Annotated in this window: 36 protein-coding genes; all 36 read right to left on the reverse strand. The window is 41.8% G+C overall.

All coding sequences use genetic code 11. The annotated features are described in order from the left end of the window. Positions 1-39: 39 nt before the first annotated feature. Positions 40-1,308 carry a peptidase U32 family protein gene (locus WC819_05790; protein ID MFA5986827.1) on the reverse strand — a complete coding sequence of 423 codons (1,269 nt, stop codon included), beginning with the start codon at positions 1,306-1,308 and terminating at the stop codon, positions 40-42. A gap of 230 nt (positions 1,309-1,538) precedes the next feature. After that, on the reverse strand, positions 1,539-2,063 hold the full coding sequence (locus WC819_05795) for a hypothetical protein (GenBank protein ID MFA5986828.1): 525 nt from the start codon (positions 2,061-2,063) through the stop codon (positions 1,539-1,541). Positions 2,064-2,084: 21 nt separating this feature from the next. After that, a complete protein-coding gene (locus tag WC819_05800; GenBank protein MFA5986829.1) occupies positions 2,085-2,438 on the reverse strand; it encodes a hypothetical protein in 354 nt (117 codons plus the stop codon). Positions 2,439-2,498: 60 nt separating this feature from the next. Further along, positions 2,499-3,275 (reverse strand): class I SAM-dependent methyltransferase, encoded by a 777-nt coding sequence (locus WC819_05805; protein MFA5986830.1) that lies wholly within the window; start codon positions 3,273-3,275, stop codon positions 2,499-2,501. Between the two features lie 203 nt (positions 3,276-3,478). Beyond that, positions 3,479-3,679, reverse strand: a complete 201-nt coding sequence (locus WC819_05810; protein MFA5986831.1) for a hypothetical protein — start codon at positions 3,677-3,679, stop codon at positions 3,479-3,481. 206 nt (positions 3,680-3,885) lie between these two features. Next, positions 3,886-4,332 carry a 50S ribosomal protein L15 gene (gene rplO / locus WC819_05815; protein MFA5986832.1) on the reverse strand — a complete coding sequence of 149 codons (447 nt, stop codon included), beginning with the start codon at positions 4,330-4,332 and terminating at the stop codon, positions 3,886-3,888. 21 nt (positions 4,333-4,353) lie between these two features. Then, positions 4,354-4,941 (reverse strand): 30S ribosomal protein S5, encoded by a 588-nt coding sequence (gene rpsE, locus WC819_05820; GenBank protein MFA5986833.1) that lies wholly within the window; start codon positions 4,939-4,941, stop codon positions 4,354-4,356. Positions 4,942-4,970: 29 nt separating this feature from the next. Further along, a complete protein-coding gene (gene rplR, locus WC819_05825; protein ID MFA5986834.1) occupies positions 4,971-5,321 on the reverse strand; it encodes a 50S ribosomal protein L18 in 351 nt (116 codons plus the stop codon). Between the two features lie 29 nt (positions 5,322-5,350). After that, on the reverse strand, positions 5,351-5,887 hold the full coding sequence (rplF, locus tag WC819_05830) for a 50S ribosomal protein L6 (GenBank protein ID MFA5986835.1): 537 nt from the start codon (positions 5,885-5,887) through the stop codon (positions 5,351-5,353). Between the two features lie 30 nt (positions 5,888-5,917). Next, the gene (gene rpsH / locus WC819_05835; GenBank protein ID MFA5986836.1) at positions 5,918-6,337 is read right to left on the reverse strand and encodes a 30S ribosomal protein S8; all 420 of its coding nucleotides are present in this window, start codon (positions 6,335-6,337) and stop codon (positions 5,918-5,920) included. A gap of 37 nt (positions 6,338-6,374) precedes the next feature. Beyond that, positions 6,375-6,560: a type Z 30S ribosomal protein S14 gene (locus tag WC819_05840; protein ID MFA5986837.1), complete on the reverse strand. Its 186-nt coding sequence runs from the start codon at positions 6,558-6,560 to the stop codon at positions 6,375-6,377. A 20-nt stretch (positions 6,561-6,580) separates the two neighbouring features. Further along, a complete protein-coding gene (rplE, locus tag WC819_05845) occupies positions 6,581-7,135 on the reverse strand; it encodes a 50S ribosomal protein L5 (protein ID MFA5986838.1) in 555 nt (184 codons plus the stop codon). An 8-nt stretch (positions 7,136-7,143) separates the two neighbouring features. Beyond that, the gene (rplX, locus tag WC819_05850; GenBank protein ID MFA5986839.1) at positions 7,144-7,455 is read right to left on the reverse strand and encodes a 50S ribosomal protein L24; all 312 of its coding nucleotides are present in this window, start codon (positions 7,453-7,455) and stop codon (positions 7,144-7,146) included. A 23-nt stretch (positions 7,456-7,478) separates the two neighbouring features. Then, entirely contained in the window at positions 7,479-7,850 is a 372-nt protein-coding gene (gene rplN / locus WC819_05855) for a 50S ribosomal protein L14 (GenBank protein ID MFA5986840.1), read from the reverse strand. Positions 7,851-7,878: 28 nt separating this feature from the next. Continuing rightward, entirely contained in the window at positions 7,879-8,118 is a 240-nt protein-coding gene (rpsQ, locus tag WC819_05860; protein MFA5986841.1) for a 30S ribosomal protein S17, read from the reverse strand. Positions 8,119-8,139: 21 nt separating this feature from the next. Continuing rightward, positions 8,140-8,334: a 50S ribosomal protein L29 gene (locus tag WC819_05865; GenBank protein MFA5986842.1), complete on the reverse strand. Its 195-nt coding sequence runs from the start codon at positions 8,332-8,334 to the stop codon at positions 8,140-8,142. 13 nt (positions 8,335-8,347) lie between these two features. Further along, the gene (gene rplP, locus WC819_05870) at positions 8,348-8,764 is read right to left on the reverse strand and encodes a 50S ribosomal protein L16 (GenBank protein MFA5986843.1); all 417 of its coding nucleotides are present in this window, start codon (positions 8,762-8,764) and stop codon (positions 8,348-8,350) included. Positions 8,765-8,795: 31 nt separating this feature from the next. Beyond that, a complete protein-coding gene (gene rpsC / locus WC819_05875) occupies positions 8,796-9,443 on the reverse strand; it encodes a 30S ribosomal protein S3 (GenBank protein MFA5986844.1) in 648 nt (215 codons plus the stop codon). A 15-nt stretch (positions 9,444-9,458) separates the two neighbouring features. After that, a complete protein-coding gene (gene rplV / locus WC819_05880) occupies positions 9,459-9,842 on the reverse strand; it encodes a 50S ribosomal protein L22 (GenBank protein ID MFA5986845.1) in 384 nt (127 codons plus the stop codon). Between the two features lie 45 nt (positions 9,843-9,887). Next, entirely contained in the window at positions 9,888-10,205 is a 318-nt protein-coding gene (gene rpsS, locus WC819_05885; protein ID MFA5986846.1) for a 30S ribosomal protein S19, read from the reverse strand. Positions 10,206-10,222: 17 nt separating this feature from the next. Then, on the reverse strand, positions 10,223-11,053 hold the full coding sequence (gene rplB / locus WC819_05890) for a 50S ribosomal protein L2 (GenBank protein MFA5986847.1): 831 nt from the start codon (positions 11,051-11,053) through the stop codon (positions 10,223-10,225). A 36-nt stretch (positions 11,054-11,089) separates the two neighbouring features. After that, entirely contained in the window at positions 11,090-11,515 is a 426-nt protein-coding gene (gene rplW, locus WC819_05895) for a 50S ribosomal protein L23 (protein MFA5986848.1), read from the reverse strand. A gap of 19 nt (positions 11,516-11,534) precedes the next feature. Next, a complete protein-coding gene (rplD, locus tag WC819_05900) occupies positions 11,535-12,164 on the reverse strand; it encodes a 50S ribosomal protein L4 (GenBank protein ID MFA5986849.1) in 630 nt (209 codons plus the stop codon). A 14-nt stretch (positions 12,165-12,178) separates the two neighbouring features. Then, positions 12,179-12,742, reverse strand: a complete 564-nt coding sequence (gene rplC / locus WC819_05905; protein ID MFA5986850.1) for a 50S ribosomal protein L3 — start codon at positions 12,740-12,742, stop codon at positions 12,179-12,181. Between the two features lie 280 nt (positions 12,743-13,022). After that, entirely contained in the window at positions 13,023-13,346 is a 324-nt protein-coding gene (rpsJ, locus tag WC819_05910; protein MFA5986851.1) for a 30S ribosomal protein S10, read from the reverse strand. Positions 13,347-13,450: 104 nt separating this feature from the next. Further along, positions 13,451-14,641 (reverse strand): elongation factor Tu, encoded by a 1,191-nt coding sequence (gene tuf, locus WC819_05915; GenBank protein MFA5986852.1) that lies wholly within the window; start codon positions 14,639-14,641, stop codon positions 13,451-13,453. A gap of 253 nt (positions 14,642-14,894) precedes the next feature. Continuing rightward, on the reverse strand, positions 14,895-15,500 hold the full coding sequence (locus WC819_05920; protein ID MFA5986853.1) for a nucleoside-diphosphate kinase: 606 nt from the start codon (positions 15,498-15,500) through the stop codon (positions 14,895-14,897). Between the two features lie 113 nt (positions 15,501-15,613). Further along, positions 15,614-16,480 (reverse strand): MBL fold metallo-hydrolase, encoded by an 867-nt coding sequence (locus WC819_05925; protein MFA5986854.1) that lies wholly within the window; start codon positions 16,478-16,480, stop codon positions 15,614-15,616. Then, positions 16,452-17,921 (reverse strand): ComEC/Rec2 family competence protein, encoded by a 1,470-nt coding sequence (locus WC819_05930; GenBank protein ID MFA5986855.1) that lies wholly within the window; start codon positions 17,919-17,921, stop codon positions 16,452-16,454. The genes WC819_05925 and WC819_05930 overlap by 29 nt, the downstream gene beginning before the upstream one ends. 286 nt (positions 17,922-18,207) lie before the next feature. Further along, complete coding sequence (locus WC819_05935) at positions 18,208-18,429, reverse strand: DUF167 domain-containing protein (GenBank protein MFA5986856.1); 222 nt, start codon at positions 18,427-18,429, stop codon at positions 18,208-18,210. Positions 18,430-18,633: 204 nt separating this feature from the next. Then, complete coding sequence (gene nrdR / locus WC819_05940; GenBank protein ID MFA5986857.1) at positions 18,634-19,089, reverse strand: transcriptional regulator NrdR; 456 nt, start codon at positions 19,087-19,089, stop codon at positions 18,634-18,636. Between the two features lie 102 nt (positions 19,090-19,191). Continuing rightward, positions 19,192-23,637: a tail fiber domain-containing protein gene (locus WC819_05945; protein MFA5986858.1), complete on the reverse strand. Its 4,446-nt coding sequence runs from the start codon at positions 23,635-23,637 to the stop codon at positions 19,192-19,194. A gap of 191 nt (positions 23,638-23,828) precedes the next feature. After that, on the reverse strand, positions 23,829-24,017 hold the full coding sequence (locus WC819_05950; GenBank protein ID MFA5986859.1) for a hypothetical protein: 189 nt from the start codon (positions 24,015-24,017) through the stop codon (positions 23,829-23,831). Positions 24,018-24,497: 480 nt separating this feature from the next. Further along, positions 24,498-25,502, reverse strand: coding sequence for a hypothetical protein (locus WC819_05955; GenBank protein ID MFA5986860.1), 1,005 nt, complete (start codon positions 25,500-25,502; stop codon positions 24,498-24,500). Between the two features lie 108 nt (positions 25,503-25,610). Continuing rightward, positions 25,611-26,390: a hypothetical protein gene (locus tag WC819_05960; GenBank protein ID MFA5986861.1), complete on the reverse strand. Its 780-nt coding sequence runs from the start codon at positions 26,388-26,390 to the stop codon at positions 25,611-25,613. A gap of 372 nt (positions 26,391-26,762) precedes the next feature. Continuing rightward, positions 26,763-26,983: hypothetical protein (locus WC819_05965; protein ID MFA5986862.1), on the reverse strand; the 221-nt coding region annotated here is incomplete at its 5' end.

Below are 26,983 nucleotides of genomic sequence, written 5' to 3' on the forward strand. Positions count from 1 at the left end.
CGAATATTGAATGAGCTCCGATGTTTGCATTATATCATATCACTTTTCATTTTGATATTGTGTCCGTTTTTTGACCACGTACATCTTATCATTGATCCGCACACGATCCGACACCACAAATGTCACGATGTCCTTTTTTTGTGCAGTTTGAATAATCTCGTTATCACGGCGCAGTTCTTGAATTTTTACCTCCAATGCACCGGTTGTCGCACCGATAAAGATCACCTCATCTCCCACATTGACCTGTCCTGCGTCAATACATACCTCCGCCACCGATGGCTTTTTGTAATAATGCACGACATGTCCCACGAATTCCTTTGTGTGTGTCGCGCGTGAACCATAGACATCGCAATATGCGCCAATCTCTTTGCCGAGATAATAATTTCCATGTGACAATTTTCGGTTAAACACTTTTTCAAGATCATGGTAGTATGTGTGAATTTTTTCTTGCGTATATGTGCCTTGCGCAATATCCGCCAATGCTTTTTTATACGTTCGTACAACTGTCGCCACATATTCCGGCGATCGTCCTCGCCCCTCAATTTTCAAAACCTGCACACCGGCATCCAACACCTTATCCAAAAAATCGATCGTGCAAATATCCGCTGCACTCATCACATAGTGATTATCGATCACCATTTCCTTCCCTGTGTCCACATCCGTCACCTTATACTGCATCCGACAGTTCTGACGGCAAGCCCCACGATTTGCACTGGCATTGTACGCATAGAGACTCATATAACACCGCCCAGACTGCGCGATACACAATGCGCCATGTGCAAATGCTTCGATTTCCATCAGTCGTCCCTCATTGCCCATTAACTTTTCCTCGCAAATTTTGTGATGGATATTTTTGATCTGATCAAGATTGAGCTCTCGTGCAAGCACGATGCGATTGGTAAACTGCGCAAAAAATTTCACCGTCTCATAATTGGAAATAGAGAATTGCACAGACATATGCACCGGCATGACGATTGCATTGCAATAATTCACACATGCAAAATCATAGGCAATGATCGCATCGATCCCGCTTTTTTTTGCCGCATTAATGATCTTTTTCATCACGGTCACATCATGGTCATAAAGGATCGTATTGACCGCCAAGTATGTTTTGACACCGCTTTTGCGTGCAATACGCGCGACTTCCTCCAAATCCTCGATCGTCATATTATCCGCCGCACGCGCACGCATATTGAGCTGTGTCACGCCAAAATATACACTATCAGCCCCGGCATTGATCGCCGCCGCCAATGATTCAAAACTCCCCACCGGCGCCATCACTTCCGCTTTTTGTGGATCGATCATCATTTTTCTTTAATCTAAAAGTAATCGTTAGCATAACAAAAAAACGCGCAAAAGGCAACTTATCGTATGCGCTCGGTACAAAGCAATGCAAAAACACTGCAAACATCTTCCGCACAGAAAGAAAAATAGCAACACAAGAAAAACCGTTTTACTACCACGCACTAGAGCGTGATAATTTGTGCGATTATGGTTTTATCGGATAAAAATTTACTTCCTTCTTTCCGCAAGCCTCATCAATCACTTGCCTTTTTACCTTTGTTAAATAGTTGCTCTGCAGGACACCCTATCTCTTTTTGTTTGCAGAATTTACATGCCAGAGAACCTCGCACAAAGCTGTTTCCGACAGAGGTGAGGAGTGCCAACATTATGATCAATGCGAGGATCAGCCACGTGAAATTCATGATCAATACTGTTATTCCCACAACAATGGGAATCAGTGAGACAAGGATGTCTGGAGCTATACTCTTCCACGTAATTTTCTTTTTGTTAAATTTATCAGGATGTCCCTTTTTGAAAAACACAGAACTAATCTTCCCTTTGCCAAAAGCGCAAAATTTCCCATAATAATAACAATTGACACAGCTCGTTTTCAACAGACGAATTTCCAACCCAAAAATATACAGTACGTAAAATGCTAACCAAACAACACCCAATTGATAGACGACGTACGCCCCTATGCAATAAATCAAGATCGAAACAAGATTGGAAACAATGATGATCCTGCATGGATAATTTTCAAATGTTTGTGCTTGTCTCATAAAATTGTGTGGATAGATCTTTTATTTTCTCGTTCCTATCGGATCAAAACATTCGAAATGGATAGCATCATCTTTAAAGATCTCAACTACTTTGTAAAGACCTTTGGTATACATAACGCCATCAACGACAAAGTGCGTGGCTTCCACTATTATAACACTTGCCTTGGGACGTGATAAAATCTCATCACCTTGCGTTTCAATCAACGGGATTGCGCCGTAAAGCCAATAGTTGCGCTGATCGCGTTTTAAAAACGGATAAGTCTTGTCGACCTCAAGGTTATCAGGAATGCACTCCTCAATTTTACGATTACCATTTTTAAACTCTGAAATATTGCGTAAAGCAAGGTCTGGATTGAATTCAACTTTTATACCCATAGAAGTAAGAGCAAATGAATTATTATTTAACGTAATCAGATATGCCGTATTAGGCGATGTTTATTTTCTATCTTCTTTTTCTTTTACTAATTTAAAAACAAAAACTTTAAAATCTACTAGACGCTTATGCTTATAGCTATCGTCTATTGTAATTTCTGAAGCAGGATATTCCCTTTCAATTTGAATCTTTAATCCCGCCTCCTTAAACGCACTTAAATAGTCATCTATCGTTATAGCAAAATTTTTAATTGGCACTTCAGACTCGCCGAGTCGTAAAATCAATGGTATGGCGTTTTTTTGAATTTCATCTTTATTATTCTTTATAGAAGCTACATTTGTCTCTATCAGCACCTCTCCGCCCTCCTTTAAACTTTCACCTATTTCCTTCATAACTTTAGAAATGTTGGGACTGTAGATGAGGCTGAAACGAGAAAAAACGAGATCAAACTTATTTTTTCCTACAGACAGATTATTTATATCACCTAGAACAAATTCCAATTGTTGAAGTTGCTGTTCTTTGTTTCTCTTTGTTGCCTCCCGTATCATGGATGGGCTCAGATCTATTCCCAACACTCTTTTGGCACCTCTTTGGCAGAACAATTCTCCATATCGTCCATTGCCACAACCATGATCAAGCACGACTTGATTATCGAAATTTTGCGGAATCAAAGATTCAAAATATTTATCTGCCTCTGTTTTATGCTCTCCAGATCCAGCATTTTCGCCAACAGTCTTATAATATTGCTCGGTTATATTATCATCGTAAATATTTTCAGGTTTTTGTGTTATTGTTTCCATAAAGAAAAAGATAGAAATGAACGAAATGATATTTTTCATAACGTATCCAAATATCTGAAGTTTGCTAGAGTGTAACAAAAGCAAACTTGGGCACGAAAATTTTTCACTCCTTATTAATTATGCTTGATGAAAAATTTCTAAGCCAGATATTTGGTGTTATCGGATGTAAATTTATTTTTGTCACTCCTATTTAAAATAAAAAATTAGAATTGAGCGAGTGATTGGGCAAACACTCGCTTTTTTTACAGAACATATGGATCTGTCACTATAAGGATTAACGCTAATACGCCAACCGGATAAAAAGCCATGTAATGAACCAGCGGAGAAAAATCTGGCAAAGTTGCCATGCCGAGGAATACACCTAAAGCTGCAAGTGTCCATCTTCGATAAATTACATCTTTATTAAAGAGTTTTTCAAAATACAGATTAAGCCATAATCTCATTATATTCCCTCCATTTTAATAGCCCAATTCTAATTTTTTATTTTATTTTCAAAAGACAAAAATGAATTTATTTCAGATAACTCACTCTTATGCAAAGTACTTTCCTTTCCTCAATCACTTCTTTATGAATTATACACACAAACCCCAAATACACAAAAAACGACATTTTGTGTCGTTTTTTGTCTTTTTGAAGAAAAAGCGAGGTGCTATTTTTTGTCTGCAGATGCTATAGTACCGCCGGCTTTTTCAATTTGTGCCTGTGCGGTAGCTGACACACCGATCCCGCTTGCAATTGTGACCTTTTTTGTGATCGTTCCGACTGCGAGGATCTTCACGTCATTTTTTAGAGATGTGCTCTTGATGATCTTTTTTTCGATCAATGATACGACTGACACTGTGTCTCCATCGATATAGTTTTTTTCGATCTTTGCAAGAGATACTACCACCTTTTTTGCATGTGGTGATTTGAATCCGCGCAATTTTTTCATCTTGTCGACAAGTGTCGTGCGACCACCTTCAAAAAGCGGGTCTACATTACCACCACTACGCGCTTTTTGACCTTTCATGCCACGACCGCTGTACGTGCCACGCTTACCACCGCGACCAATGCGCTTTTTCTTGGTCTTTTTGATAGAAATCTCATGAATCTGCATATCTCAAAACGTTATTTATGATTATTTAGCCACTTTTTTCACAACTTTTTTTGGTGCTGCCTTTTTTACCGCAACAGGCTTCTTTGTCTTTTTTTCCTCCACAGCCTTTACTTCCTTTTTCTCTTCCGGAGCAACCTCTCGCACATGCAAGTTTTTCAATGCACCGACAGCTGCTCGCGCAACGTTAAGTTTATTTGATGATCCTTGTGATTTTGCCACAACATCTCGGATGCCTACCAATTCCACAACTGAACGCACAGCTCCTCCGGCGATAATACCGCGTCCTTCTTTTGTCGGCTTCAAGATCACTTTTGCACTGCCAAGTTTACATGTGATGTCATGCGCAATGGTATTTCCTGCCAATACGATCGTGATCAGATTCTTTTTTGCATCCGCAGCCGCTTTTTGGATCGCCTGAGAAACATCCGACCCCTTTGCAACACCTACGCCCACTTTTCCTTTTCGGTTACCGATCACAACAGTCGCACGGAAACGGAAACGTCGACCGCCTTTTACCACGCGTGTTACACGAGCCAAATCCAACATTTGCTGATCAAATTCAGATTTTTGTCGTCGTTTATTATCTCCTTTTTTTCGATCTTTTTTCATTGCCATATGATCTTAATACGCCATGTAAATTAAAACTTTAGTCCAGCTGACCGTGCACCCTCTGCTATAGCTTTGACTTTTCCATGATATTTGTATCCCGCACGATCAAAGACGATCTCAGTGATCTTTTTTTCTATCGCTTTTTTTGCGATCAATGCACCGAGCTTCTCCGCATCAGCGACAGTATTTTTTGCACCCTTGATCTCAGCCAGTTGCGCAGATGCAACAGTGGTTTGCTTTGTGTCGTCGATCAATTGCACCGACAAACTGCGTAATGAACGAAAAACGCTCAATCGTGGTCGCACTGTTGTGCCATTCACATGTGCACGCACACGCTGTGCTCTGTGTAATCTTTTCTTATTTTTAGTAGTATTATTCATAGTTTATGCTTAAAATATACACATCACAATTATGCCGATGCTTTCTTTCCTTCCTTGCGACGCACTTGCTCGCCAAAATAACGGAATCCTTTGCCCTTGTATGGTTCCACCGGTTTCAAAGCGCGAATATTTGCCGCAAACTGTCCCACTGCATGCTTGTCAATTCCCGTAATTGTCATCAGAGCATTTTCGATCACTACAGTAATCCCGTCAGGAATCGCCACAATAACAGGATGCGAAAAGCCGAGAGCCATTTCAACATTTTGTCCTTTTACCGCCATACGATAGCCCACGCCATTCAATTCCAGTTTCTTTTCAAATCCCTGCACAACACCTGTGATCATGTTTTCCACAAGACGCGCTGTCGTACCCCACATTGCCTGCGCGATCTGTGCATTGTGTTTTTTCTTTACAGAAATGCTATTGTCTTCAATCACAACATCAACAGAATTGTGAATAGGCATCGACAATTCTCCTTTTGCTCCTTTGACAACCACACTCCCGCCGGATATTGCAACAGTCACACCACTGGGGATATCTAATTTTTTTTGACCAATTCGACTCATATTATTATGTTAGATTTAACGCGCATTAACTTACCACAATTCACAGATCACTTCTCCGCCAAGACCTTTTTTACGAGCATCTTTACCAGACATTACGCCCTGTGATGTAGAGATAATAGAAATACCGAAACCGTTACGCACCTTGTGAATATTTTCTTTTTTGATATATGCTCGTTGACCCTGTTTACTCACTTGACGAATATTCTCAATCGCCGGTTTTTTTACCGTGCTTGAAATATGATTATATTTGAGAGTAATGTGGATGTTCTCCCGCTTTTCATTATTTTCATCCACAACACGATCCGCTTTCTCAATGAAGCCTTCCTTTGCCAAAACTTGTGCTATAGCATATTTTAGTTTTGACATCGGCACAACAACAACACTGTGCCCGACAGCGGACGCATTGCGAATTCGTGTTAACATGTCACTAATTGAATCGATCATAATCACTTATCATTTAAATATCAAACTATTTTTCAAAAATAAACTACCAACTACTCTTTTTAACACCAGGCAATTCTCCCTTGCTTGCCAACTCACGAAAACATACGCGACAAATACCGAAATAACGGAGATATCCTCTTTTACGCGAACACTTCCAACAACGTCGAACCTCGCGTGAAGAGAACTTCGGTTTTTTGTCTGCTCGTGCTTTTACTGATGTCTTTGCCATATCTTATTTAGTACAATAAATTATTTTTGACTTTTCAATGGAAATCCCAACGCTCTATACATTTTTTCCGCATCTTCCTTGTTTCTCGCAGAAGAAACGACTGTCACCTGAAATCCGAACGAATTACGCACGTTTTCTGCGACAATCTCCGGAAAAATTGTATGTTCCTTTATGCCGATATTGAGATTGCCTGATTGATCGATCGCCTCAATATTGATCCCCTGAAAATCGCGCACACGTGGTAATGAGATCCCCACCAATCGATTGAGAAAATCCCACATCCTTCTTCCACGCAACGTTACCTTCATCCCAACATCCTGTCCTTCACGAATCTTGAACGTAGCGATGGATTTTGTTGCTTTTGTGTTTAACGGCTTTTGACCGGTAATATCTCGCAACCCCTTTTCCACTTCAGCCAAACCTTCCGTATTTTTGATAAACTTTCCGATACCAACGTTCACCACAACTTTTTCTATACGTGGAACCAACATGACACTGTCAAGACCGAGATCTTTTTGCAAAGTCTTTGCCATGTCATTATATCGCTGTTTAATTGTCTTTATTGTAGTACTCATATATTACGTTATTCAATTTCTTTACCACTCTTCTTTGACACACGTACCTTTACTCCTTCTTTCACCACAAATCCTACACGAGTCGGCTTATCAGTATGCGGACACACCAATGCGACATTTGATATGGCAATCGGCGCTTCGATCGAAATCCTTTCGCCTTTTTGTCCCATTTGACTCGCTTTTTTGTGTCGTATGACCATGTTGCGCTTCTTTACCGTCACCGTAGCATTTACAGCAGAAACAGCAATTACTTCGCCACGCTTTCCGCGATCCTTTCCTGCGATTATCTCCACATTGTCACCCTTTTTAATCTTCAACATATCTCTAAAAAAATTATTCGATGTTATAAAACTTCCGGCGCAAGCGAAACGATCTTTGCATAACCTTTTTCACGAAGTTCGCGTGCAACCGGCCCAAATATACGCGTAGCTTTTGGTTCTTTGTTATTTGGATCAACGATCACAGCTGCATTTTCATCAAATCGAATATATGAACCATCTTTGCGTCGCAATGCTTTCTTTTGGCGCACGATCACAGCCTTTACCACATCACATGCTTTGACGCTACCTCGTGGCTCAGCGTTTTTGACAGATGCAATAATAATATCTCCCACCTGTGCATACCGCTTCTTGGAACCACCAAGAACCTTAAAACATTCAATGTTTTTCGCGCCAGAGTTATCTGCAACTTTTAGCCATGTTTCCGACTGAATCATACTTTTCTCTTAAAAAAATCTTTATAAACTATATTACTACAACAAATTTTTTATCCTTACTCATTGGTCGTCCCGGTACGATTTTCACCACATCACCGATCTTATATGCATTTTCCGGATCGTGCACCTTATATTTTTTTGTGGAAATATATTTTTTCAAATATTTTTTATGTGTTTTGAATGTATCCACGGCTACAACAATCGTCTTATCCATCGCATCCGAAACCACCGTGCCTTTCAAAATCATTTTTTTCTTCTCTTGGGTCATAAAAATTTCTTAAAAAATATATTATGCGCTTCGCTTCTTTTCGCCAATCACCGTCATCACCTGTGCAAGATCTCTTTTCGCACATGTGATTTTATTGTGTTCTTTGCTTTTATTGAGTGTAATATCCATCACGCTCTGATGAATTTTGCCACGCAAATCTTCTGCCACAATAAGCAACTCATCGATATTCTTTTCTCTCAATTCTACTACCTTCATAAAAATTGCTTAATTATTCACCATGCTTTGTTACAAACCGCGTCTTCACTCCCAATTTATGCCCCGCAAGGCGACATGCCTCTCGCGCAGTGGTTTCATCAATACCGTCAATTTCAAACATAATCTTCCCTGCTTTTACTTTTGCGACATAATGGTCAACGGCACCTTTACCCTTACCCATCGGTGTTTCATCACCTTTTTTTGTCATCGGATGATCAGGAAAAATGCGAATCCAATATTTGCCCGTACGTTGCATGTATCGCGTCACTGTGCGACGTGCTGATTCGATCTGTCTCGCAGTCACGAGACCGGACGTTGTCGCCTTCAAACCAAAACTGCCAAAATCAACAGAAGTTCCACGCTTTGCGAGTCCTTTGAGCGCACCTCCGCGATGCATTTTTCTATGTTTTACTTTTCGTGGCATTAACATACTTTTTTGTAAAATCTATGGTTACTTAATATTAATTCTCTTTGAACACTTCTCCCTTATATACCCACACTTTCACGCCAATCGCACCGTATGTCGTTCGTGCGACATCGCGCGCAAAATCAATATCTGCTCGGAGTGTGTGAAGTGGAATTGTTCCTTCGCTCAACCATTCTACGCGCGACATTTCTGCACCATTCAATCGTCCTGACATCTGAATTTTCATTCCTTTGATATTACGATTCTTTGCAGCCAATTCAAGTGTTGTTTTGAGAACGCGACGGAATGGCATACGCTTTTCCAACTGCTCTGCGACGTTTTGCGCAACAAGCGCAGCACTCTCCTCAAACTGTTTGATCTCTTTGATATCCACTTTTACATCAATTTTCTTTCCCGGAAAAACTGTCTTTTTTACAAAAGTGATCAAATCCTCAATCCCGCTACCGCCACGACCAATGATCATACCGGGTCGCGATGTCTTTATGATCACCTTCACGCTATTCGCATTCCGCTCCACCTCAACATCTGCGATTGCAGCGTGACGCCATTTTTTCATCACAGCACGACGAAGCATAACATCCTGCTCAAGCAGATGTGCATAATTATTGCCACCAAACCAACGTGAACGCCAGTTTGTTGTTATACCTAATCGGAGACCTTTTGGATTTACTTTATGACCCATACTATCTATAAAATATTATTTATTCGCATCTTTTTTCTGAACACTCTTCTTTGGTTTCGCCACTGCCTTTTCCTCCAAAACAACGTTAATGGATGACGTTCGCTTGAGGATCTGCGATGCACGACCATACGCTCGCGGCATCCAACGCTTCAATGTTGGCCCCTCTTCAACTGTAATATTTTTTATAATGAGATTGTCCCCGCTTAATTTGTGATTATTTTGCGCATTTGCTACTGCACTCTTCAACAATTTTTGCATTGGCTCAGCAGTTTTACGCAAATCATATGCGAGCATTGCAATCGCCTTTTTTATGTCCATACCACGCACACGATCAGCCACAAGACGCACCTTTCGTGGTGATATGCGTAAATTGTTCAATTGTGCCGTAACTTTTGTCATAATATGTATTTAAAACCAATTTTCATTAATATCCCTCTTTACCACTTATTTTCCTTTTGCTGAATCAATTTCACGCTGTTTTGCCGCTTGTTCCAAATCTTTCTGCATCTTACCACCATGACGAGAAAATCGACGTGTCGGTGAGAATTCACCAAGCTTGTGTCCAACCATCTCTTCTGACACAAAGACGCTGATAAAATCTTTTCCATTATGCACCAAAAAGGTAAAACCAATCATTTCGGGAGAAATCGTACATGCACGTGACCACGTCTTGATCGTGCCTGTCTCTTGAGGAGTTTTTCCCGTGACTTTTTTCATCACTCTCTCATCTATGTATAAACCTTTTTTTACTGATCGACTCATGATTTTACTCTATGTAATTATTTCTTATGTCGTGACTTCACAATATACTTGTCGCTTGCTTTGCTTTTTCTTCGCGTCCGCACACCAAGTGCCGGTTTGCCCCATGGCGTTTTTGGATATTTCAAACCAATCGGTTGTCGTCCTTCACCACCACCATGCGGATGATCCACAGGATTCATTACCGTCCCACGTACTGCCGGACGTTTTCCCATATGTCGCGCGCGTCCCGCTTTTCCGATATTGACAGTATTGTGTTCAAAATTACTCACAGAACCGATCGTTGCATAACATTCATTATCGATCAAACGGATCTCTCCGGACGGCATTTTGAGCTGTGCGTACTTTTCATCCACACTCATCACCAATGCGCTACTGCCAGCACTGCGAATAATCTGTCCACCCTTACCGCGTTTCATTTCAATATTTGATACAGAGGTACTGGATGCGATGTTCTTTAATTTTGTACGATTTCCCTCATTGATCGGCGCATTTTCTCCTGTAATGATCTGCATGCCGACACGCATACCTTCCGTCGCCAAAACATATCGCTTCTCCCCATCCGCATAGTTTATGAGTGCAATAAGAGCACTGCGATTCGGATCGCGTTCAATTGCTACAATCCTGCCGGGGATATCAATTTTGTTTTGTTTGAAATCAACAAGACGATACAATTTTTTATGACCAACACAACGATGTCGTACAGAGATTTTCCCATTTGCGCGTCCTGCTTTCTTATTGAGAGAAATGCACAAAGACTTTTCCGGTTCCTTATCCGTCACAGCGATCGGCTTTACGATCGACATATTGCGTCTTGCAGAATGATTTCTTTTATATACTTTAATTGCCATAATCCGAGAATTATTTATCTACTATACTATAAAATGTTATACGCTTTCAAAAACTGCGATGTGCTGACCTTTTGCAACAGTCACAATCGCTTTTTTATATAATTTCTGATATCCGCGATCATACTTGACAGTCCGTCTTTTCGGTTTTACTACAACCATATGCACATCCTTTACTGTCACTTTGTACATTTTTTCTACGATATTTTTTACTTGTTTTTTTGTCGCACTTTTGGCCACACGAAACGCAAACTTGCTCATCGCTGCCATTTTGTGGGATTTCTCCGTCACAATCGGCGCCTCGATCACACCGTATGCCTGCGCAATTGATGCTACATCGTCCACCACCACTTTTTTTGTCGATCGTTTTTCACTTTTTGGGGCAACTTTCTTTTCTGCTTCTGCGCCAACTTGTGCGTCATGATCTTTTGTGGATTCTTCTTTTTTGCTACTAAAAATTCCCATATTTTTACATCATTGCCAATTATTGTGCGTACTGATTATCGAGCTGTTGCAGTGATTCCTTGCTCAAAACGACATACTCCGTATTCAATAATTCATATACATTGAATTTTGTTGTTTCGATCACATTCGTTTTCGCAATATTGCGCACTGCTTTATAGCTATCACTTTCTCCCTTGCTGAGACCAAAAAGTACGCTTTTATCAATACCGATATTCTTTAACATTGTGACAACTTTTTTTGTCTTTGGCTCATCCATTTGCAATGAATCAATAACACGGATCTTTCCCATTTCCGCTTTTTGCGACAGTACGGTCAACAATGCTTTTTGTTTCATTTTTGCATTGATGCCTTTTGTGTAATTCTTTTCTTTGAGCGGACCAAAAATGATACCGCCTCCACGCCAGATCGGGTTACGAATTGATCCTGTGCGCGCATTACCTGTACCCTTTTGCTTCCACGGTTTTTTACCGCCTCCACTCACTTCTGAACGAATCTTTGTATGTGCGCTTCCACTGCGACGATTTGCCGCTTGTGCGACATACACCTGATGCACTAAAGCATCATTTTTTGCACAACCAAAGACCTTTTCACTGAGCTCCATATCAGCAATTTTCTTTCCTTCTAAATTGTATATATCTACTTTTTTCATAAATAATGGAAAAATTATGCAAGGCTTACAATCTCAACAATTCTACCAGCCACACCCGGCACAGATCCTCTTACCGCGATCGTATTGGTTGCTGGATCAACATGGACAATGCTGAGATGTTCAGATGTGCTGCGCTGTCCACCCATTCTTCCGGCCATTTTTTTCCCTTTGCGCACATGCTCAGGAAACGCACTACCAATTGACCCCGCTTGTCGCAATACATGTCGGTGACCGTGTGATTTTGGACCTCCTTTAAACCCATGTCTTTTTACAACACCCTGAAAACCTTTTGCCTTACTCGGCGCAGAAACACGCACAACATCCCCTACAGAAAAAACGTCCACCGTGATCTCATCTTTTTCTTTGAAATCCAACACGTTTTCTACGCGAAATTCTTTCTTATACTGAATATTTTTAGTTTTATTGACTGCCAAACGAATTGCATTATATCCATCACGTTCAACATTTCTCACCAAATCCACGACATTCGGCTCAACACTGATCAGTGTAACATTTTGCGCCCCATTCTCGTCATAGATGGTAGTCATTCCCGATTTTCTTCCTAAAGCAAATTTCATAATCATTATTCTCTAATTCACGAGATTATTTCAATCTCAAATTATTTCTTAAAACAAAAAATGGCCTTTACTGAAGCCAGATTGTATTCTTCTACTAATTTTATAGAAAAACTAACCATTTGTCAAGCGCATACTTGTCAAACAGATCATCCAGCTCGATTAGTATCTCTCTCAACGAGAGACTTAAACGAAACTACTAATTGTAAACCGCACACATCTTTTCCGCAACTGTCACACAATGTGCTACAAATCCGCATGAAATTCCATTCACACAAAAAACCTACATCTTAACCTCAATACTTACACCGGCAGGAAGATCGAGATTTGTCAGATCTTCAACAGTCTTTGGTGACGGATTGATGATATCAATGAGTCTCTTATGTGTACGCATCTCATATTGCTCTCGCGCATCCTTATGCACAAAAGTAGATTTGTTCACAGTTACCTTTTTAATGTGAGTGGGCAATGGCACCGGACCGGATACTTGTGACCCTGTCCTGACCGCTGTTTCCACTATTTGTTTCGCAGACTTATCTATTACTTTGCTGTCGTATGCTTTAATTTTGATACGCATACGCACTGCTGCGTCTTCTTGCTTCGCCATTGCGAATTATCTCTCATTTACAAATTATATCCCCACGAAATATTCATGAGAAAAGGGAGCGTTGCACGTTCTACCTTGTGCAACGATCCACTTTTTTCATCAACTTATTTGATGATCTTTGTTACAACACCAGCACCAACTGTTCGTCCACCTTCGCGGATTGCAAATCGCATTCCATCTTCCATTGCAACCTCCGCACCAAGATTTACAGCCAATGTAACAGTATCTCCAGGCATTACCATTTCCGTGCCTTCCGGAAGGATCACCTCACCAGTCACATCCGTTGTGCGGATATAGAACTGTGGTTTGTATCCCTTGAAAAACGGCGTATGGCGTCCACCCTCTTCTTTTGTCAAAATATATACTTCACATTCAAACTCCGTATGAGGCTTGATACTGCCAACCTTTGCCAATACCTGTCCGCGCTCAACATCTTCTTTCTTGGTGCTACGCAACAATACACCTGCATTGTCTCCTGCCTCACCATGATCAAGTGATTTGTTAAACATTTCGATACCTGTCACAACGGTCTTTTGCGTCGGACGAAGTCCCACGATTTCAACTTCAGCGCCTACATTGATCTGTCCGCGTTCGATGCGACCTGTTACTACAGTACCGCGACCTTCAATCGAGAAGATGTCCTCGATCGGCATAAGGAAGTCCTTATCCATATCACGCTCCGGTTGTGGGATCTTTTCATCAAGTGCAGCAACGAGATCAAGCATTGGTTTTGCAGCCTCATCATCCAAGCTTTTTGATTCAAGTGCTTTGGTCGCACTGCCGCGAATCACAGCGGCATTGTCTCCGTCAAACTCATACTTCGTCAAAAGTTCACGTACCTCTGCCTCAACAAGCTCAATAAGTTCTGCATCATCCACCATGTCAACCTTATTGATAAACACAACGATCTCCGGTACACCAACTTGACGTGCAAGCAAGATGTGTTCACGCGTCTGTGGCATCGGTCCATCTGTCGCACTTACCACCAAAATCGCACCGTCCATCTGTGCAGCACCGGTAATCATGTTTTTGATATAATCAGCATGTCCCGGACAATCCACATGAGCATAATGTCGCTTATCTGACTCATATTCACAGTGCGCAGTCGCAATCGAGATGCCACGCTCACGCTCTTCCGGCGCCTTATCAATTTCATCTACACCTCTTTCCTTTGCAAAACCTTTCATCGAAAGCACATGCAAAAGAGCAGCAGTAGTTGTTGTCTTACCATGATCAACGTGACCAATCGTTCCCACATTCACATGTGGTTTGCTTCGATCAAATACTTCAGCCATAGCTTTTATATTTTGTGCATCATATACGATTAGCCACGCATATGTGCATCTTACTTAATTAATAAATTATAAATTTTTTATAAACATAAAAAAACTAACACATATTATAGATAAGAAATATTATCTATGCAAGTGCGTTCATCCCATTTCTTGACTCATCATCTCAAAACAGTATAGACACTGTATCATCAATCATTTTTCTTGTCAAATGTTTTGACTTTTTCCGCAAAAATCACGACTGAGCAGAACACAATTACTCCAAAATACCGTCCAAATTCACATCGTACAGGATCGCATCCTGCACCAAACGATAGTTAATAACCTCATCCTCCGTGAACCATAGAGCAATCTCTCTCTCAGCCTCAGAAGGACTCTCCGAGCAATGCACTAAATTACGGACAGCTCTCCCATCAAGTCCCGCCAACGCGTATGAATCGATCGTAAAATCTGCACGGATCGTCCCGATATCGGCAGTCAACGGCTCAGTACCACCCACAAGTTTTGCCACGACACCCGTTGCCCCATTTCCCTCAACGATCATCGCCAAAACCGGTCCTGATGTCATAAAGCTGATCAGATGTCGCAAAATGTCTTTTCCATATTCGATAGCCGGCTTTTCTACAGCAATGCCTCGCTCTTCCATTTCACGAACGATATTGCCACCCTTTTTCTCAAACCACACATCGTCTTTATTATAATGCTTCCACAATGTTTCCTCGTCCAACACCACAAATTTCATCGCAACAAATTTGAGTCCTGTTCTTTCAATTCTCTTAATGATCTCTCCCATCAAAGATCTCTGAATTGCGTCCGGTTTGAGAATTACCAGTGATCGTTCTTTTATTGCTGGATTTGCCATAAATTTTTTAAAAATATTTATCATTTACTAAAATTTATTCTATCATACGCATACTTAGCTGGCAACCAATACGTCTAAAATAACTGTTCATGAATGAATACGAAGATACTACTTTATTGTTTTTGCAAAAATAATTGACATGCATGATCGTCGCATCGATATTCGATCGTGCCGTTTTCATCCGTACGATAAATATTTGCATTGCTAGACATGAAACGATCAATGACGTCCTTGTGTGGATGCCCATAACGATTATCCTTTCCCACAGAGATTACCACATCACGCGGATGCAGTTTATTTAAGAAAAGTTCACTCGTTGATTTTTGTGATCCATGATGACTTGCTTTGAGTACTGTGACTTCTGTATCAATGGGGAGTATATCTTCGTATTCGGTTGGCAAATCGCCACCGAGATAGAATTTTTCACCACCAATCGTCACGATCATCGCAATGCTCTCATCATTGACATCCTTGCTATATGCATCATTTTGCGCTGTGAAAGGATACACGACTTTTACATTTGCATAATCAGCCAGATGCGTCTCAACCCCATTGCGTACAAGAACATCTTCCATACCCTCTTCACGATGTGCCATATGCATCAGTGCCACATACTGTGAGGTGTCCTTGCCGGCTTCCGTGTGCCAAAACTGATGTACAGTGTAATTTTTGAATATGCTGACCAATCCATCAATGTGATCACTATCTGGATGCGTCGCAACAACGATATCGATCGTGCGATCCCAAAACGGCATATGTCTACCGAGCTCCTCTTGCAACACAACACCATCTGCGCCACCATCAATCAAAATCTGGTGTGTGCCTTGTGCAATAAGAGTTGCATCACCTTGTCCCACATTGAGAAAGACAACCTGTGTGTATTTCAGCTGCATCATGTAGTAGAGAGCTACTACACATATAACGATCGCCACCGCACCACAACCCAAACTACTATATATGACCATTCTTTTTTGCTTCATATTTTTTATGAAAATAAAATAATATACATGCCAAAATGCCATAATATACCCCGACCCACCATACATACACATGTGGCACATCAATCGCACTCCATGAAATGCTCGCACAGTAACGCACGATCATGATCTCATAAGATAAAAGAAAATATGCCACCCAGCCGCAAAACATGGCCACAGGAGGGAAAATATATGAAAAGACGATCAACAAAAAAACCGCCAACATCGTAAAAGGAATGATCGGAAGCACGAGAATATTTGCAATAAGAGAAAGCGTTGCCACCGTATGAAAGTGATACATAATGATTGGCACAACAAACACTTGTGCACTGATCGTAAGCGCCGCAATTTCAAAAATGCCAAATGAGCTCTTGCGTGCAACAAAAAAACTCTCAAAAAACGGGTAGGTAAAAATAATGCCCAATGTTGCCAAAAACGACAGCTGAAATCCTACATCATACCGCAATAGAAGCGGATTGCACAAAAGCATCAGTGCCGCGACAAAAAATACCGCATTATATGCCTGTGATATTCTGCCAAATGTCGCTGCAACAAGCACCATAATTCCCATGATTGCCGCACGCACACCGGACGATGGAAATCCGATCAAAAAAACAAATCCGACCACACCGACAATAGCAAGAACAACCGCCATTTTGCGTCTTGCGCCACAAAAAATCACCATCCCCATTATTGCGCCAATAATGACCGATACATTATATCCCGATACCGCCACAACATGTGTCAAACCGGTGCGTGCAAATTGTTTTTGAATCGTGTCTGACAACCGATCATCTCCCCCAAAAAGTAACCCATTCGCCAGCCCCGCCTGCGGTGATGGGATCGATTGATCAATGATTTGCTCCATCACATGCCGAAATGTGGCAAAATGCGTCCCTATCGTTTCTCTCCTACCTACAACATCATAAGAATATTCACTGCAAATATAATACACGCCATGCATGGCAAGATACATGTGATAATCAAATTCATCAATATTTTCCGGTACAGATGCTATGCATGACAACAAGAGAATATCTCCCTGTGATATTTGCGGATATTTTGCATCTTTGATCAAAACTTTTATATCCCCATGTTCAAATTGCGCACGAACTTCCGTATACCATTGCTTTTGCACCAGATCATCACTGACACGCGCCTCACCAGTGATCATTTGTCCTTCTGCATCACGATACTTCTCTATGGCTGCCATGCGCTCTTGCATAACAAACACACCACCACACACACCCAACAAAAAAATGACCACAAACCATCCCTTTGGTTTTTTATAAAAAACATCCGTGCAGCCAATGCCAATGAGCGCGACCACAAAAAATAAAATATCATTTGGCAGATCATAAAAAGATCGCCAAATGATCCCACACACAAAACCGATCGATCCGGCAAAAACAACACGTGAAATATGTGGGAGTATCGTAAACATGTGCATGCACATATTAAAAATGAATATGCTAGAATATCACAATCATATTTTTCTGCAAATATGAGTTTATCTTGAGTTCATCTAACATTTTGAAATAAAAACTGTGCAATCATTCATTTCCGAGAATATTGAACCTTGTATACGGGAAAATTTATTTTTATCAGAAAAATTCATAAACAAATTCTCGAAAACATCACCAAATCACGTATGGGTTGGATATAAAAAAGAAAAGAGCATGTTGCAAACATGCTCCTGTAAGAATAATAAACTGGTATGTCCTGCGGTCTCATTTACCAACTATTTCCACGATTTTTGTACGTGACTGTGCACCGCGTACGATCTGCACACAACTTTTTGCCACATCAAAATGCTTTGCGAGCATCTTTTGCACGACATCATTTGCCTTTCCATCCACCGGCACAGCTGTCGTGCGCACAATATATACGCCATCATCACACGTCACGCTGTTGGATTTTGCACGCGGAATCACCTTTATATTGATACGCATATGGATTAGTTTGTAGGAGATGGTTACTTAGTCACACGGACATCACATTAAGACAGTAACATTAAATATAGTATGTATTGATTTTCAATGATCAATTTTCAATTTACAATGAATTTTCAATGCTTTAATTATTCAATGTGTAAAAATTGTGAAATTGATTTGTTGATTGAAAATTGGAAAATGTAAATTGGAAATTAATGTTATTCACCCTTTCATTACATCTTGGATAACACGGCGAAAACTATCTGCGCTGCCGATCGCCTTGTACACACTCGCAAACCGGATGAACGCCACATCATCCACATCGCGCAATTTATCCATGATGATCTTGCCGATCACACGACTTTTCATTTCCCTCTTTTCTTTTGATTGGATCGCATATTCGATCTCTGCGATGAGTTTTTGGATGCGCTCTTCCGTCACAGGTCTTTTTTCCAATGCTTTGCGAAGTCCTTTTTCGATCTTTTCACGACTATATTCTTCACGAGAGCCGTCGCGCTTGATCACCGTAAGTCGCAAGATTTCAATCTCTTCATATGTCGTAAATCGTTCATTGCATTTCAGGCATTCGCGACGACGACGCACTGCGCGCCCTTCTGTGATCGTGCGAGAATCCACTACTCTCGTCTGTTGCGGCTTCTTGCAAAATGGACATTTCATAGATATATGTACTACAAAATTAACAGGTGTTCTCCTCCCATTCATTATATCACAAAAATACACCACTACCTGTAGTGTGGTTTTTGTGATTCTGCGATTGCTTTAATTGGCATCTTCCGTTCCTACAATAAACCAATCAAACTTTACATCCCCATCATCACTTATGTGATCGATCGTAATTGTAAATCGACCTTTGTCGTAATTTTTTTCTACGTAGTATGTATTACCTTCCATTTTTGAGTTTGCCGTCACAAAGACGCGACTATCCTTTGAAAGTGCAGTTGTTTCCACCACGACTTCTTTCTCTCCGGAAGCAATCGTTGCTGTCCCCACGGACGCGGCATTTGCTTTTGTGTCATCATTTTTTTCTGTCACATTATCATCCACGATGATCCTCTGTGTTGTAAGTTCTTTTGTGATGATTTTGTCCGTTGTCAATACGCCGGCGATCGTCACATCTCCTTCTTTGTTGGCAAAAATGATCTTGTCGGGATCGATCGTGAGAAGTTTTTCGATCGTTACATAATCCGTTGCGCCGATAAGTGTGAGGATATCCAGACCAGTTTGCATTGCATCCATATTTGTTTTGATGATAGCGATGTCTGTCGTATTTGCTTCAACATCTCCCTGCAGATCGTCAAAATCACTTTTTACTTCACCATATTGTGCATTAGTGATCTGTTGCAACTCGCTAAGTGATGTCGCCGTGGCCTTTGTAGTGAGATCATTGGTGTTGGTTTTGATTAGTGCATTTTGTTCTTTGATCGCATTGAATGCAACCGGGATGAGATCTGAATAGTAGACGCCAAGTGTTCCATTATCCGCTTTTTTTACAACTTCCGGGATAATGTTTTGCAATTCTTGTGCAGAAAAACCGATCTTTTTCTGTGTACCAAGCGCAGAATCTTTCCAATTGAAACTGATAGGGGTAATTGCAAGTACTTCATCGAGTCCGTATGAGAGATCATTGATATTTTCTTTTAGCGTGATGTCAGATGTATTGATCGTGCCATTTGCCGCATAGACCGTATTCCATCTGTATGAACCGGATCCGAGATTGTACGTGGCGTCTGTTCCAGGATAAAGCGTGTTGTATACTGTCACTCCTGTCGTACCAATTGTCATTTGACTCACACCATCCGCAACAAATCCCATCTGATCGACCCATGAGCGATAGATACCGGTATTTGATCCGTCATTGTTAAACGTGTATGTTGGAGCGGCGGCAGAACCCAGTGCGCCATACACGATCGTGGGATTGAGTGTTGTGATGTTTGCCGTGGTAGCATTAAGTGTTGTGATGCCGACTCCACTTGGACCAACTGTCATCTGGTTTGTACCGTCCGCAGAGAATCCGATCGTATCAACAAATGATCGATAAATACCTGTGTTACTGCCGTCATTGTTGAACGTGTACGTTGGTGCTGACACAGATCCTAGTGAACCGTATATAATCGTTGGGTTAAGATTAGTAACATTTGCTGTAGTTGCATTAAGCGTAGGGATCGTGACACCGGACGTGTTGACAGTCATTTGGTTCACACCAGCTGCCGCAAAACCGAGATTGTTTACAGGTGTGTAATACATACCAGTTGCCGTATCTCCGCTAAATGTGTAGGCAGGAGCCGCTGCACTACCGTTGCCTGTTTTTACGCTTGACGGTGCGAAATTTGTGATCGTTGCTGTGGTTGCTGTTAGCGTAGGGATCGTCACTCCTGTCGTCCCGATCGTCATTTGACTCACACCATCCGCGACAAACCCCATCTGATCAACCCATGAGCGATAGATGCCAGTATTTGATCCGTCATTGTTAAACGTGTATGTTGGTGCCGAAGCAGAGCCCAAAGCACCGTACACGATCGTGGGATTGAGATTTGTGACGTTTGCGGTTGTTGCTGTGAGTGTTGTAATTCCCACACCTGATGTGCCAACAGTCATTTGATTTGTGCCATCTGCGGAAAAGCCGATCTGATCGACCCATGAGCGATAGATACCGGTATTTGATCCGTCATTGTTAAATGTATATGTTGGAGCGGCGGCAGAACCCAGTGCGCCATACACGATCGTGGGATTGAGTGTTGTAATGTTTGCTGTTGTCGCTGTAAGAGTAGGAATCGTGACGCCTGAGATGTTGACAGTCATTTGATTTGTGCCTGCTGCTGAGAAACCAATTGCATTAGCACCTGCCAAATAAAGTCCTGTCCCTGTGTATGCGCTAAATGTATATGATGGTACCGCTGCTGAACCCTGCATCATCACAAGTGGATTAGTTAAACTGAGACTTGTTGTTACAGATAGAGCAGGAATGGAGACGCCAGATGTATTGACTGTCATTTGGTTGGTGCCGGCTGCTGAAAAACCAATCGCATTAGCTGCTGGAAGATACATACCGGTTCCCAGATAACTGGTAAATGTATATGATGGTGCAGATACATTTCCTTGTCCTGCAACATTTGTAGTACTGTTTGCAGTTGTAATATTTGCTGTAGTTGCCGTAAGTGTGGGAATTGTTACACCAGACGCATTGACAGTCATTCGATTTGTGCCGGCTGCTGAGAAACCGAGAGCATTAGCGCCTGCCAAGTAAAGTCCCGTCCCCGTGTAGCCCGTGAATGTGTATGAGGGCGCTGCTACTGATCCCTGTGTATTGACAAGGGGATTAGTTAAATTGAGACTTGATGTTACAGATAGCGTGGGGATCGTGACGCCGGATGTGTTAACGGTCATTTGATTGACACCATTTGCTGAGAAACCGATTGCATTTGCCACTGGCAAATACATACCGGTTCCTGCAAATCCATTAAAGGTATAAGATGGTGCCGTCACCGACCCTTGCGTATTGGCAAATGGGTTGGTCAAACTGAGATTTGTCGTCACAGATAATGTAGGAATCGTGACACCAGATGTATTGACGGTCATTTGGTTCGTGCCGGCTGCTGAGAAACCGATCGTATTCACGATAGAGTGATATAAACCCGTGTCTGTGTCTCCTGTGAATGTCATAGATGGGAGAGCCACTGTTCCGTTGCCCATAACCGCAGTCGTAGAATTGTTTGTTGTAATCGTCGCAGTTGTTGCCGTGAGCGTGGGAATTGTCACGCCAGAAGTATTGACCGTCATTTGATTTATACCTGCTGCTGCAAAACCCATGCTATCTGTACCAACAGAATATAATCCTGTGTCTGCGCTGTACCCGGTAAATGCAAGTGCAGGCGCTGAGACTGATCCCGCACCAAGTGTTGTGGTTGTCGTATTATTTGTCGTGATATTTGCCGTTGTTGCCGTGAGCGTGGGAATTGTCACGCCAGAAGTATTGACCGTCATTTGATTTATACCTGCTGCTGCAAAACCCATGCTATCTGTACCAACAGAATATAATCCTGTGTCTGCGCTGTACCCGGTAAATGCAAGTGCAGGCGCTGAAACTGATCCCGCACCAAGTGTTGTGGTTGTCGTATTATTTGTCGTGATATTTGCCGTTGTTGCCGTGAGCGTGGGAATTGTCACGCCACCCGCGCCAATTGTCATTTGACTTATCCCAGCCGCTGTAAGAGAAAAATTATCATTGACCGAACCACTATGAAATATGCCTGTATTTGGATCTGATGTGAACGTTAGTGATGGAAGTGCTGCTGTCCCATAGCTTAAATATACCGTACCACCCACGCCACTTATCGTCGCACACACCCACGCACTGCCATTCCACTGTGGCACTTGATTGGATGCACATGAAAGATTTGCGAGTGTATCAGTTGGCGGTGATACAAATTCAAGTGCTGTACCTGCCGCATTGACGCGTACAAATTGATTTGCCGTGTAACTGCTCGGCGTATCCGTAAGTCCGAGAAATGTTGACGATCCGCCACCGCTCGGTGCATCAATCCAATTCGTCCCTGACGCTGTCGTTGAAAGGATTTGTCCGTTATTCCCTGCATCGCCACTACTGTCATAGAGGATGCCATCCACTGCAAGATCACCATTTAATGTGAGATCCCCCTCCTTCGTCTGTGCTGTTGCGCTTGTATCGATATAATTTTCTGCCGTGAGTCCATTGAGTCTGTGAGCATTCAGTGCAAAGCCTGTGGGTGTGATCTTTCTTCTGGGAGACATGGGAGAGTTTGTGCCGATCTGTACTTCCAAGTAATAGTTTGCATCAAAGGAAATATCGAGTGGGTTATCTCCTGATTCTCCGAGAGTTGTGATAAAGATGCCATTTGTCACTGTGAGAGATTTGGATGCGGGTGTTCCACATGTTCCACGGGCAGTCCACAGACATGTGCCTCCCGTTGCTTGATCGTAAATTGTGAGAGTGAAGTCATAATCACCATTTGATACAGCAAGTCCGAGAGTATCTGTGAGTTTGCCGTGATAGGTGAGTTCTTGGTCTGGTGCAGCAAGAGCAATTGGAAAGTTTACCATGTTAAATTGAGCTCCATTTAACATGGTAAGAAGTAAAAAGTAAAAGAAAGAGAGAGAGAAAGCAAAGATGCTTCCTGCCGATACAAAAGTTCTTTTTGCAGTTTTTTTGTGTGTTTTTGTGAGAAACATGAGGAATTTTTTATTTTTTTGCAATAAGACCATTGTACCACACTTTTTGCACATAAAAAAAGAAGTGTCAAGAATCTTTTTTGTAATTAATCGAGCGTATTTTATCCACTTAAAAAAATTTGATATATCTGATGATTTTAATTATAAAAAGCCCGATGTTTTATAAAACATCGGGCGTTGTGCATCTTTTTTCAATGGAAAAGACCTTCATCTCTGTAAATTGGTAACACTGGTCTTTCTTCAAGAAAAAAGCGACGAGCATCCTCCTGCCATTTGGCAAAAAATGTTGAGTGATCGATAACTCGCCAATCTTCTACTGTGATAACGTGCATAGCCTCTCCTTCTTTCTCCGGCTCATGATCATCATTTGTTTCTTTCATGATATCTCCTTGTACATCTATTCATTTTTTAAACAACAAAAAATCGCCTGAATTATCGGCGACCTGTTTCCTCTTTGCAACGTATTGAACTTCAATAACTAGAAAACATGCCGCCACAGACGGTTATTATTCTCGTTATTATTTCGTTGCGCTCTATTCATATGGTGCAATTATACTCATACAAAAAAGCCATGTCAATCCCCCTGTACCATTCGGTACAGGGCATCGCCCTGTTGCCGAATAGCACAGAACATAGCACTCCTTTCCACACTGATACAAAGCACCATGTCATTGCGAGGAGGTACGACGAAACAATCTCAGGAAAATTTGTGACAAAACGTATTGAAAAATTACCTATCTGCACGATCAAAAAACACAGCCCTGTACCGTACTAATACAGGGCAGTGCCCTGTACCAAATGGTACAGGGCGTTTATTGTCTACAAGTCCACACGTCTACTTATCTACCTGTCTAAATCATCTATTTGCGTTTTTTCTTTCGTTCTACGTGGAAGAATGTGCCAAAAAGTTTTTTGAGTATTATGAGTCCTACAAGTACACCGGCGATGATCGCGAGTCCCTTCCATGGGATGACAAAGAATGACGTACTCTTTGCCAATTGAATGGATCCATCTTCAGAATGCATAGAGAGATGCGCCGTATAATAACCAAAATCCCAGATGCCGGTCGGCATGATCTCGCGCCACTGCACAGGGTCGGTGTTGGGATAGAGGAGACGTGGCCTCATCTCGATCTTGTGGAATGTTTTACCCCAACGCTTTACCTCAATATCACCAAACATCGGATAATGAATGTTCCCTGTGTTGTCCACCTTGGTATAGAGCACAGTCGGTGTATCCCAGAAGAATTTTTTCTCCGGATAGAAGTCCAAGAGATCACCCTTAAAGATCATGGGTTCATCACCCTGTACTGCCATGATGATGAGAGCGCCGATTCGATAACTCAAACCAATTTGTGATCCATCTCCCTCACTACCGCCACCGGTGCGAAAGAGGAGCGTGCCATAATACCCATTGGTCGGTTGGTCATCCGGCACACGCACTGTAAATTCAACGCTCCTTACACCCCCCGGTTCGATCGTGAAACTTTCCGGTGGCGTGATCCAATCAATCACGTCATAGGCCTTTCTTGGATGATTTGCGTCTGGAACAAAAAGCTGTGGCGTGGATCCATCATTTTTCACAAAAAAATCCTCAACTTCCATTTTTACGGTCAATTCCTTATCAGCATAGCTCTTTACGATCACGCGCTCCGTCTTTGTTTCACCCCCCCCTAATGTCCATACAAATTTGGTCGGTGAGATCTGGATGCCACCCTCGGGTGAAGCATTACTAACATCCTCATCCTTCATCCCCGCATCTTGCGCCAGCACTGTCTGTGTACACATTATGCTCACAAATACCACTCCCAACAAAAAAATGGAGTATTTCTCCACCATTATCTTTTCAAAGATTCGTTTTCTCATAGGATTTCTGTCGTTATGTTTAACTGATTATTATTGTATTGAGGCGTCCATCTTCCCCCCGACCCCGATCATATCGGGGTCGGAGAGAATTACACGCATCAATAGATATTATAGAAGATACGCAGATGCATCAGATGTCGCGGTAAACGTCACCTGTCCAGCATAGTCGCCAGACTGTTGCGTAGGCAAAACATCTACTTTGTAACACACATCTGTTGTCGTAGCAGTCGCAGAATATTCTGGAACTGCAGCGATTGCTTCGTTTGCTGCTGGTACACCGGCATATTCAGCAACATCAGTAGCTGGACCAGTGCCATCAACACATAAATCTCCCGTTGTTGTCCAGTTATCAGCTAATGCATTGTTAGCAACTGATGAATCTGGAAAAGCAACAACAGAGAACCCAAAGCCTTTTGTTGTGCCGTCTGTCCACGTGTTTGTCGTAGAAGGAGTCGCCTCATCAAAAGCCGTCAAAGTATCTGGAATTTCATACCATGTTCCATCGAGATTTGGATCCTCATGGATCAATACATTCGTAGCAGTTGCATATTGACCGGAACCGTTTGCGCCAGCCCATGTCACATCTTCTGTCGAACGCATAATACTTAGATAATATCCCTGATCATCATTTGTCGTTACATTACAACGTGATTTGCCTACTGATGGCACACCTGCAACCACATTACCGGCACCTGTTGTCGAATCACCAAGGGTCACCATTGTATCACCAAGACCACCATCAACGTCATAACAATCCATTGACAATGTATCAAGCACTTCAACTTCAAGTTGGATATTTCCGGAATCAGTTGCCGCAAAAGCAACAGACGTCATCGACAGCGACAACGCGATTGCGCTTGTTGCTGCAACAATTTTTTTCATTTGCATATTTTTTTTATTTATTATTTTTTTACTTACTTAATTAATTTTTCATTCAACATTAACCCAATATAAACTTTACATTAACTTAACGTTAAACTAATTTTTGTTTTTGCTTACGACCAGAGCAAATTACTCTTTAACGCTTTTCATTATACCACAGAATTCCATTTTTTTGTAAAGGGTGAGTTATCCACAGGTCATCCACTCCCGATATTTTCGCTCCACACACATCCACCGCAATCATTTTTTTTATTACGAAGAAGTAAAACGACTGTGACAATCTCAGATAAATCTGTGACTTGTATACTTTTTCCGCCCAAGGCTGGTCAGTCTTGAGATGTAAAACTTTTGATTTTATATTTTTGATCTTTGATTTTATTATGGTCTGCCCGCAGCCGTATACGTTACTGATCCTTCGTATTCTCCTGCGATCTGTGTGCTGGGGACATTGACGCGGTAGCAGATCTCTGTGTCTGTGTGGGTGTTGCTGTAGGTTGTGTGTCTCATGATGTCTGTTGTGGTGTGCGGGATACCGGCGTAGAGTTGATCTGGATCATCACACGTTGTGCCTGTGCCCCACCATGATTCATTCTTTGTGG

The organism is Parcubacteria group bacterium, from assembly GCA_041660065.1.
In the GTDB taxonomy this organism is placed as follows: domain Bacteria; phylum Patescibacteriota; class Minisyncoccia; order Moranbacterales.

Bases quoted from the DNA above. Each gene is read 5' to 3' on its own strand.
- WC819_05790 (MFA5986827.1), bottom strand. From the start codon at position 1,308: ATGATGATCGATCCACAAAAAGCGGAAGTGATGGCGCCGGTGGGGAGT.
- WC819_05795 (MFA5986828.1), bottom strand. From the start codon at position 2,063: ATGAGACAAGCACAAACATTTGAAAATTATCCATGCAGGATCATCATT.
- WC819_05800 (MFA5986829.1), bottom strand. From the start codon at position 2,438: ATGGGTATAAAAGTTGAATTCAATCCAGACCTTGCTTTACGCAATATT.
- WC819_05805 (MFA5986830.1), bottom strand. From the start codon at position 3,275: ATGAAAAATATCATTTCGTTCATTTCTATCTTTTTCTTTATGGAAACA.
- WC819_05810 (MFA5986831.1), bottom strand. From the start codon at position 3,679: ATGAGATTATGGCTTAATCTGTATTTTGAAAAACTCTTTAATAAAGAT.
- rplO (MFA5986832.1), bottom strand. From the start codon at position 4,332: ATGCAGATTCATGAGATTTCTATCAAAAAGACCAAGAAAAAGCGCATT.
- rpsE (MFA5986833.1), bottom strand. From the start codon at position 4,941: ATGAAAAAAGATCGAAAAAAAGGAGATAATAAACGACGACAAAAATCT.
- rplR (MFA5986834.1), bottom strand. From the start codon at position 5,321: ATGAATAATACTACTAAAAATAAGAAAAGATTACACAGAGCACAGCGT.
- rplF (MFA5986835.1), bottom strand. From the start codon at position 5,887: ATGAGTCGAATTGGTCAAAAAAAATTAGATATCCCCAGTGGTGTGACT.
- WC819_05840 (MFA5986837.1), bottom strand. From the start codon at position 6,560: ATGGCAAAGACATCAGTAAAAGCACGAGCAGACAAAAAACCGAAGTTC.
- rplE (MFA5986838.1), bottom strand. From the start codon at position 7,135: ATGAGTACTACAATAAAGACAATTAAACAGCGATATAATGACATGGCA.
- rplX (MFA5986839.1), bottom strand. From the start codon at position 7,455: ATGTTGAAGATTAAAAAGGGTGACAATGTGGAGATAATCGCAGGAAAG.
- rplN (MFA5986840.1), bottom strand. From the start codon at position 7,850: ATGATTCAGTCGGAAACATGGCTAAAAGTTGCAGATAACTCTGGCGCG.
- rpsQ (MFA5986841.1), bottom strand. From the start codon at position 8,118: ATGACCCAAGAGAAGAAAAAAATGATTTTGAAAGGCACGGTGGTTTCG.
- WC819_05865 (MFA5986842.1), bottom strand. From the start codon at position 8,334: ATGAAGGTAGTAGAATTGAGAGAAAAGAATATCGATGAGTTGCTTATT.
- rplP (MFA5986843.1), bottom strand. From the start codon at position 8,764: ATGTTAATGCCACGAAAAGTAAAACATAGAAAAATGCATCGCGGAGGT.
- rpsC (MFA5986844.1), bottom strand. From the start codon at position 9,443: ATGGGTCATAAAGTAAATCCAAAAGGTCTCCGATTAGGTATAACAACA.
- rplV (MFA5986845.1), bottom strand. From the start codon at position 9,842: ATGACAAAAGTTACGGCACAATTGAACAATTTACGCATATCACCACGA.
- rpsS (MFA5986846.1), bottom strand. From the start codon at position 10,205: ATGAGTCGATCAGTAAAAAAAGGTTTATACATAGATGAGAGAGTGATG.
- rplB (MFA5986847.1), bottom strand. From the start codon at position 11,053: ATGGCAATTAAAGTATATAAAAGAAATCATTCTGCAAGACGCAATATG.
- rplW (MFA5986848.1), bottom strand. From the start codon at position 11,515: ATGGGAATTTTTAGTAGCAAAAAAGAAGAATCCACAAAAGATCATGAC.
- rplD (MFA5986849.1), bottom strand. From the start codon at position 12,164: ATGAAAAAAGTAGATATATACAATTTAGAAGGAAAGAAAATTGCTGAT.
- rplC (MFA5986850.1), bottom strand. From the start codon at position 12,742: ATGAAATTTGCTTTAGGAAGAAAATCGGGAATGACTACCATCTATGAC.
- rpsJ (MFA5986851.1), bottom strand. From the start codon at position 13,346: ATGGCGAAGCAAGAAGACGCAGCAGTGCGTATGCGTATCAAAATTAAA.
- tuf (MFA5986852.1), bottom strand. From the start codon at position 14,641: ATGGCTGAAGTATTTGATCGAAGCAAACCACATGTGAATGTGGGAACG.
- WC819_05920 (MFA5986853.1), bottom strand. From the start codon at position 15,500: ATGGCAAATCCAGCAATAAAAGAACGATCACTGGTAATTCTCAAACCG.
- WC819_05925 (MFA5986854.1), bottom strand. From the start codon at position 16,480: ATGAAGCAAAAAAGAATGGTCATATATAGTAGTTTGGGTTGTGGTGCG.
- WC819_05930 (MFA5986855.1), bottom strand. From the start codon at position 17,921: ATGTTTACGATACTCCCACATATTTCACGTGTTGTTTTTGCCGGATCG.
- WC819_05935 (MFA5986856.1), bottom strand. From the start codon at position 18,429: ATGCGTATCAATATAAAGGTGATTCCGCGTGCAAAATCCAACAGCGTG.
- nrdR (MFA5986857.1), bottom strand. From the start codon at position 19,089: ATGAAATGTCCATTTTGCAAGAAGCCGCAACAGACGAGAGTAGTGGAT.
- WC819_05945 (MFA5986858.1), bottom strand. From the start codon at position 23,637: ATGTTTCTCACAAAAACACACAAAAAAACTGCAAAAAGAACTTTTGTA.
- WC819_05950 (MFA5986859.1), bottom strand. From the start codon at position 24,017: ATGAAAGAAACAAATGATGATCATGAGCCGGAGAAAGAAGGAGAGGCT.
- WC819_05955 (MFA5986860.1), bottom strand. From the start codon at position 25,502: ATGAGAAAACGAATCTTTGAAAAGATAATGGTGGAGAAATACTCCATT.
- WC819_05960 (MFA5986861.1), bottom strand. From the start codon at position 26,390: ATGCAAATGAAAAAAATTGTTGCAGCAACAAGCGCAATCGCGTTGTCG.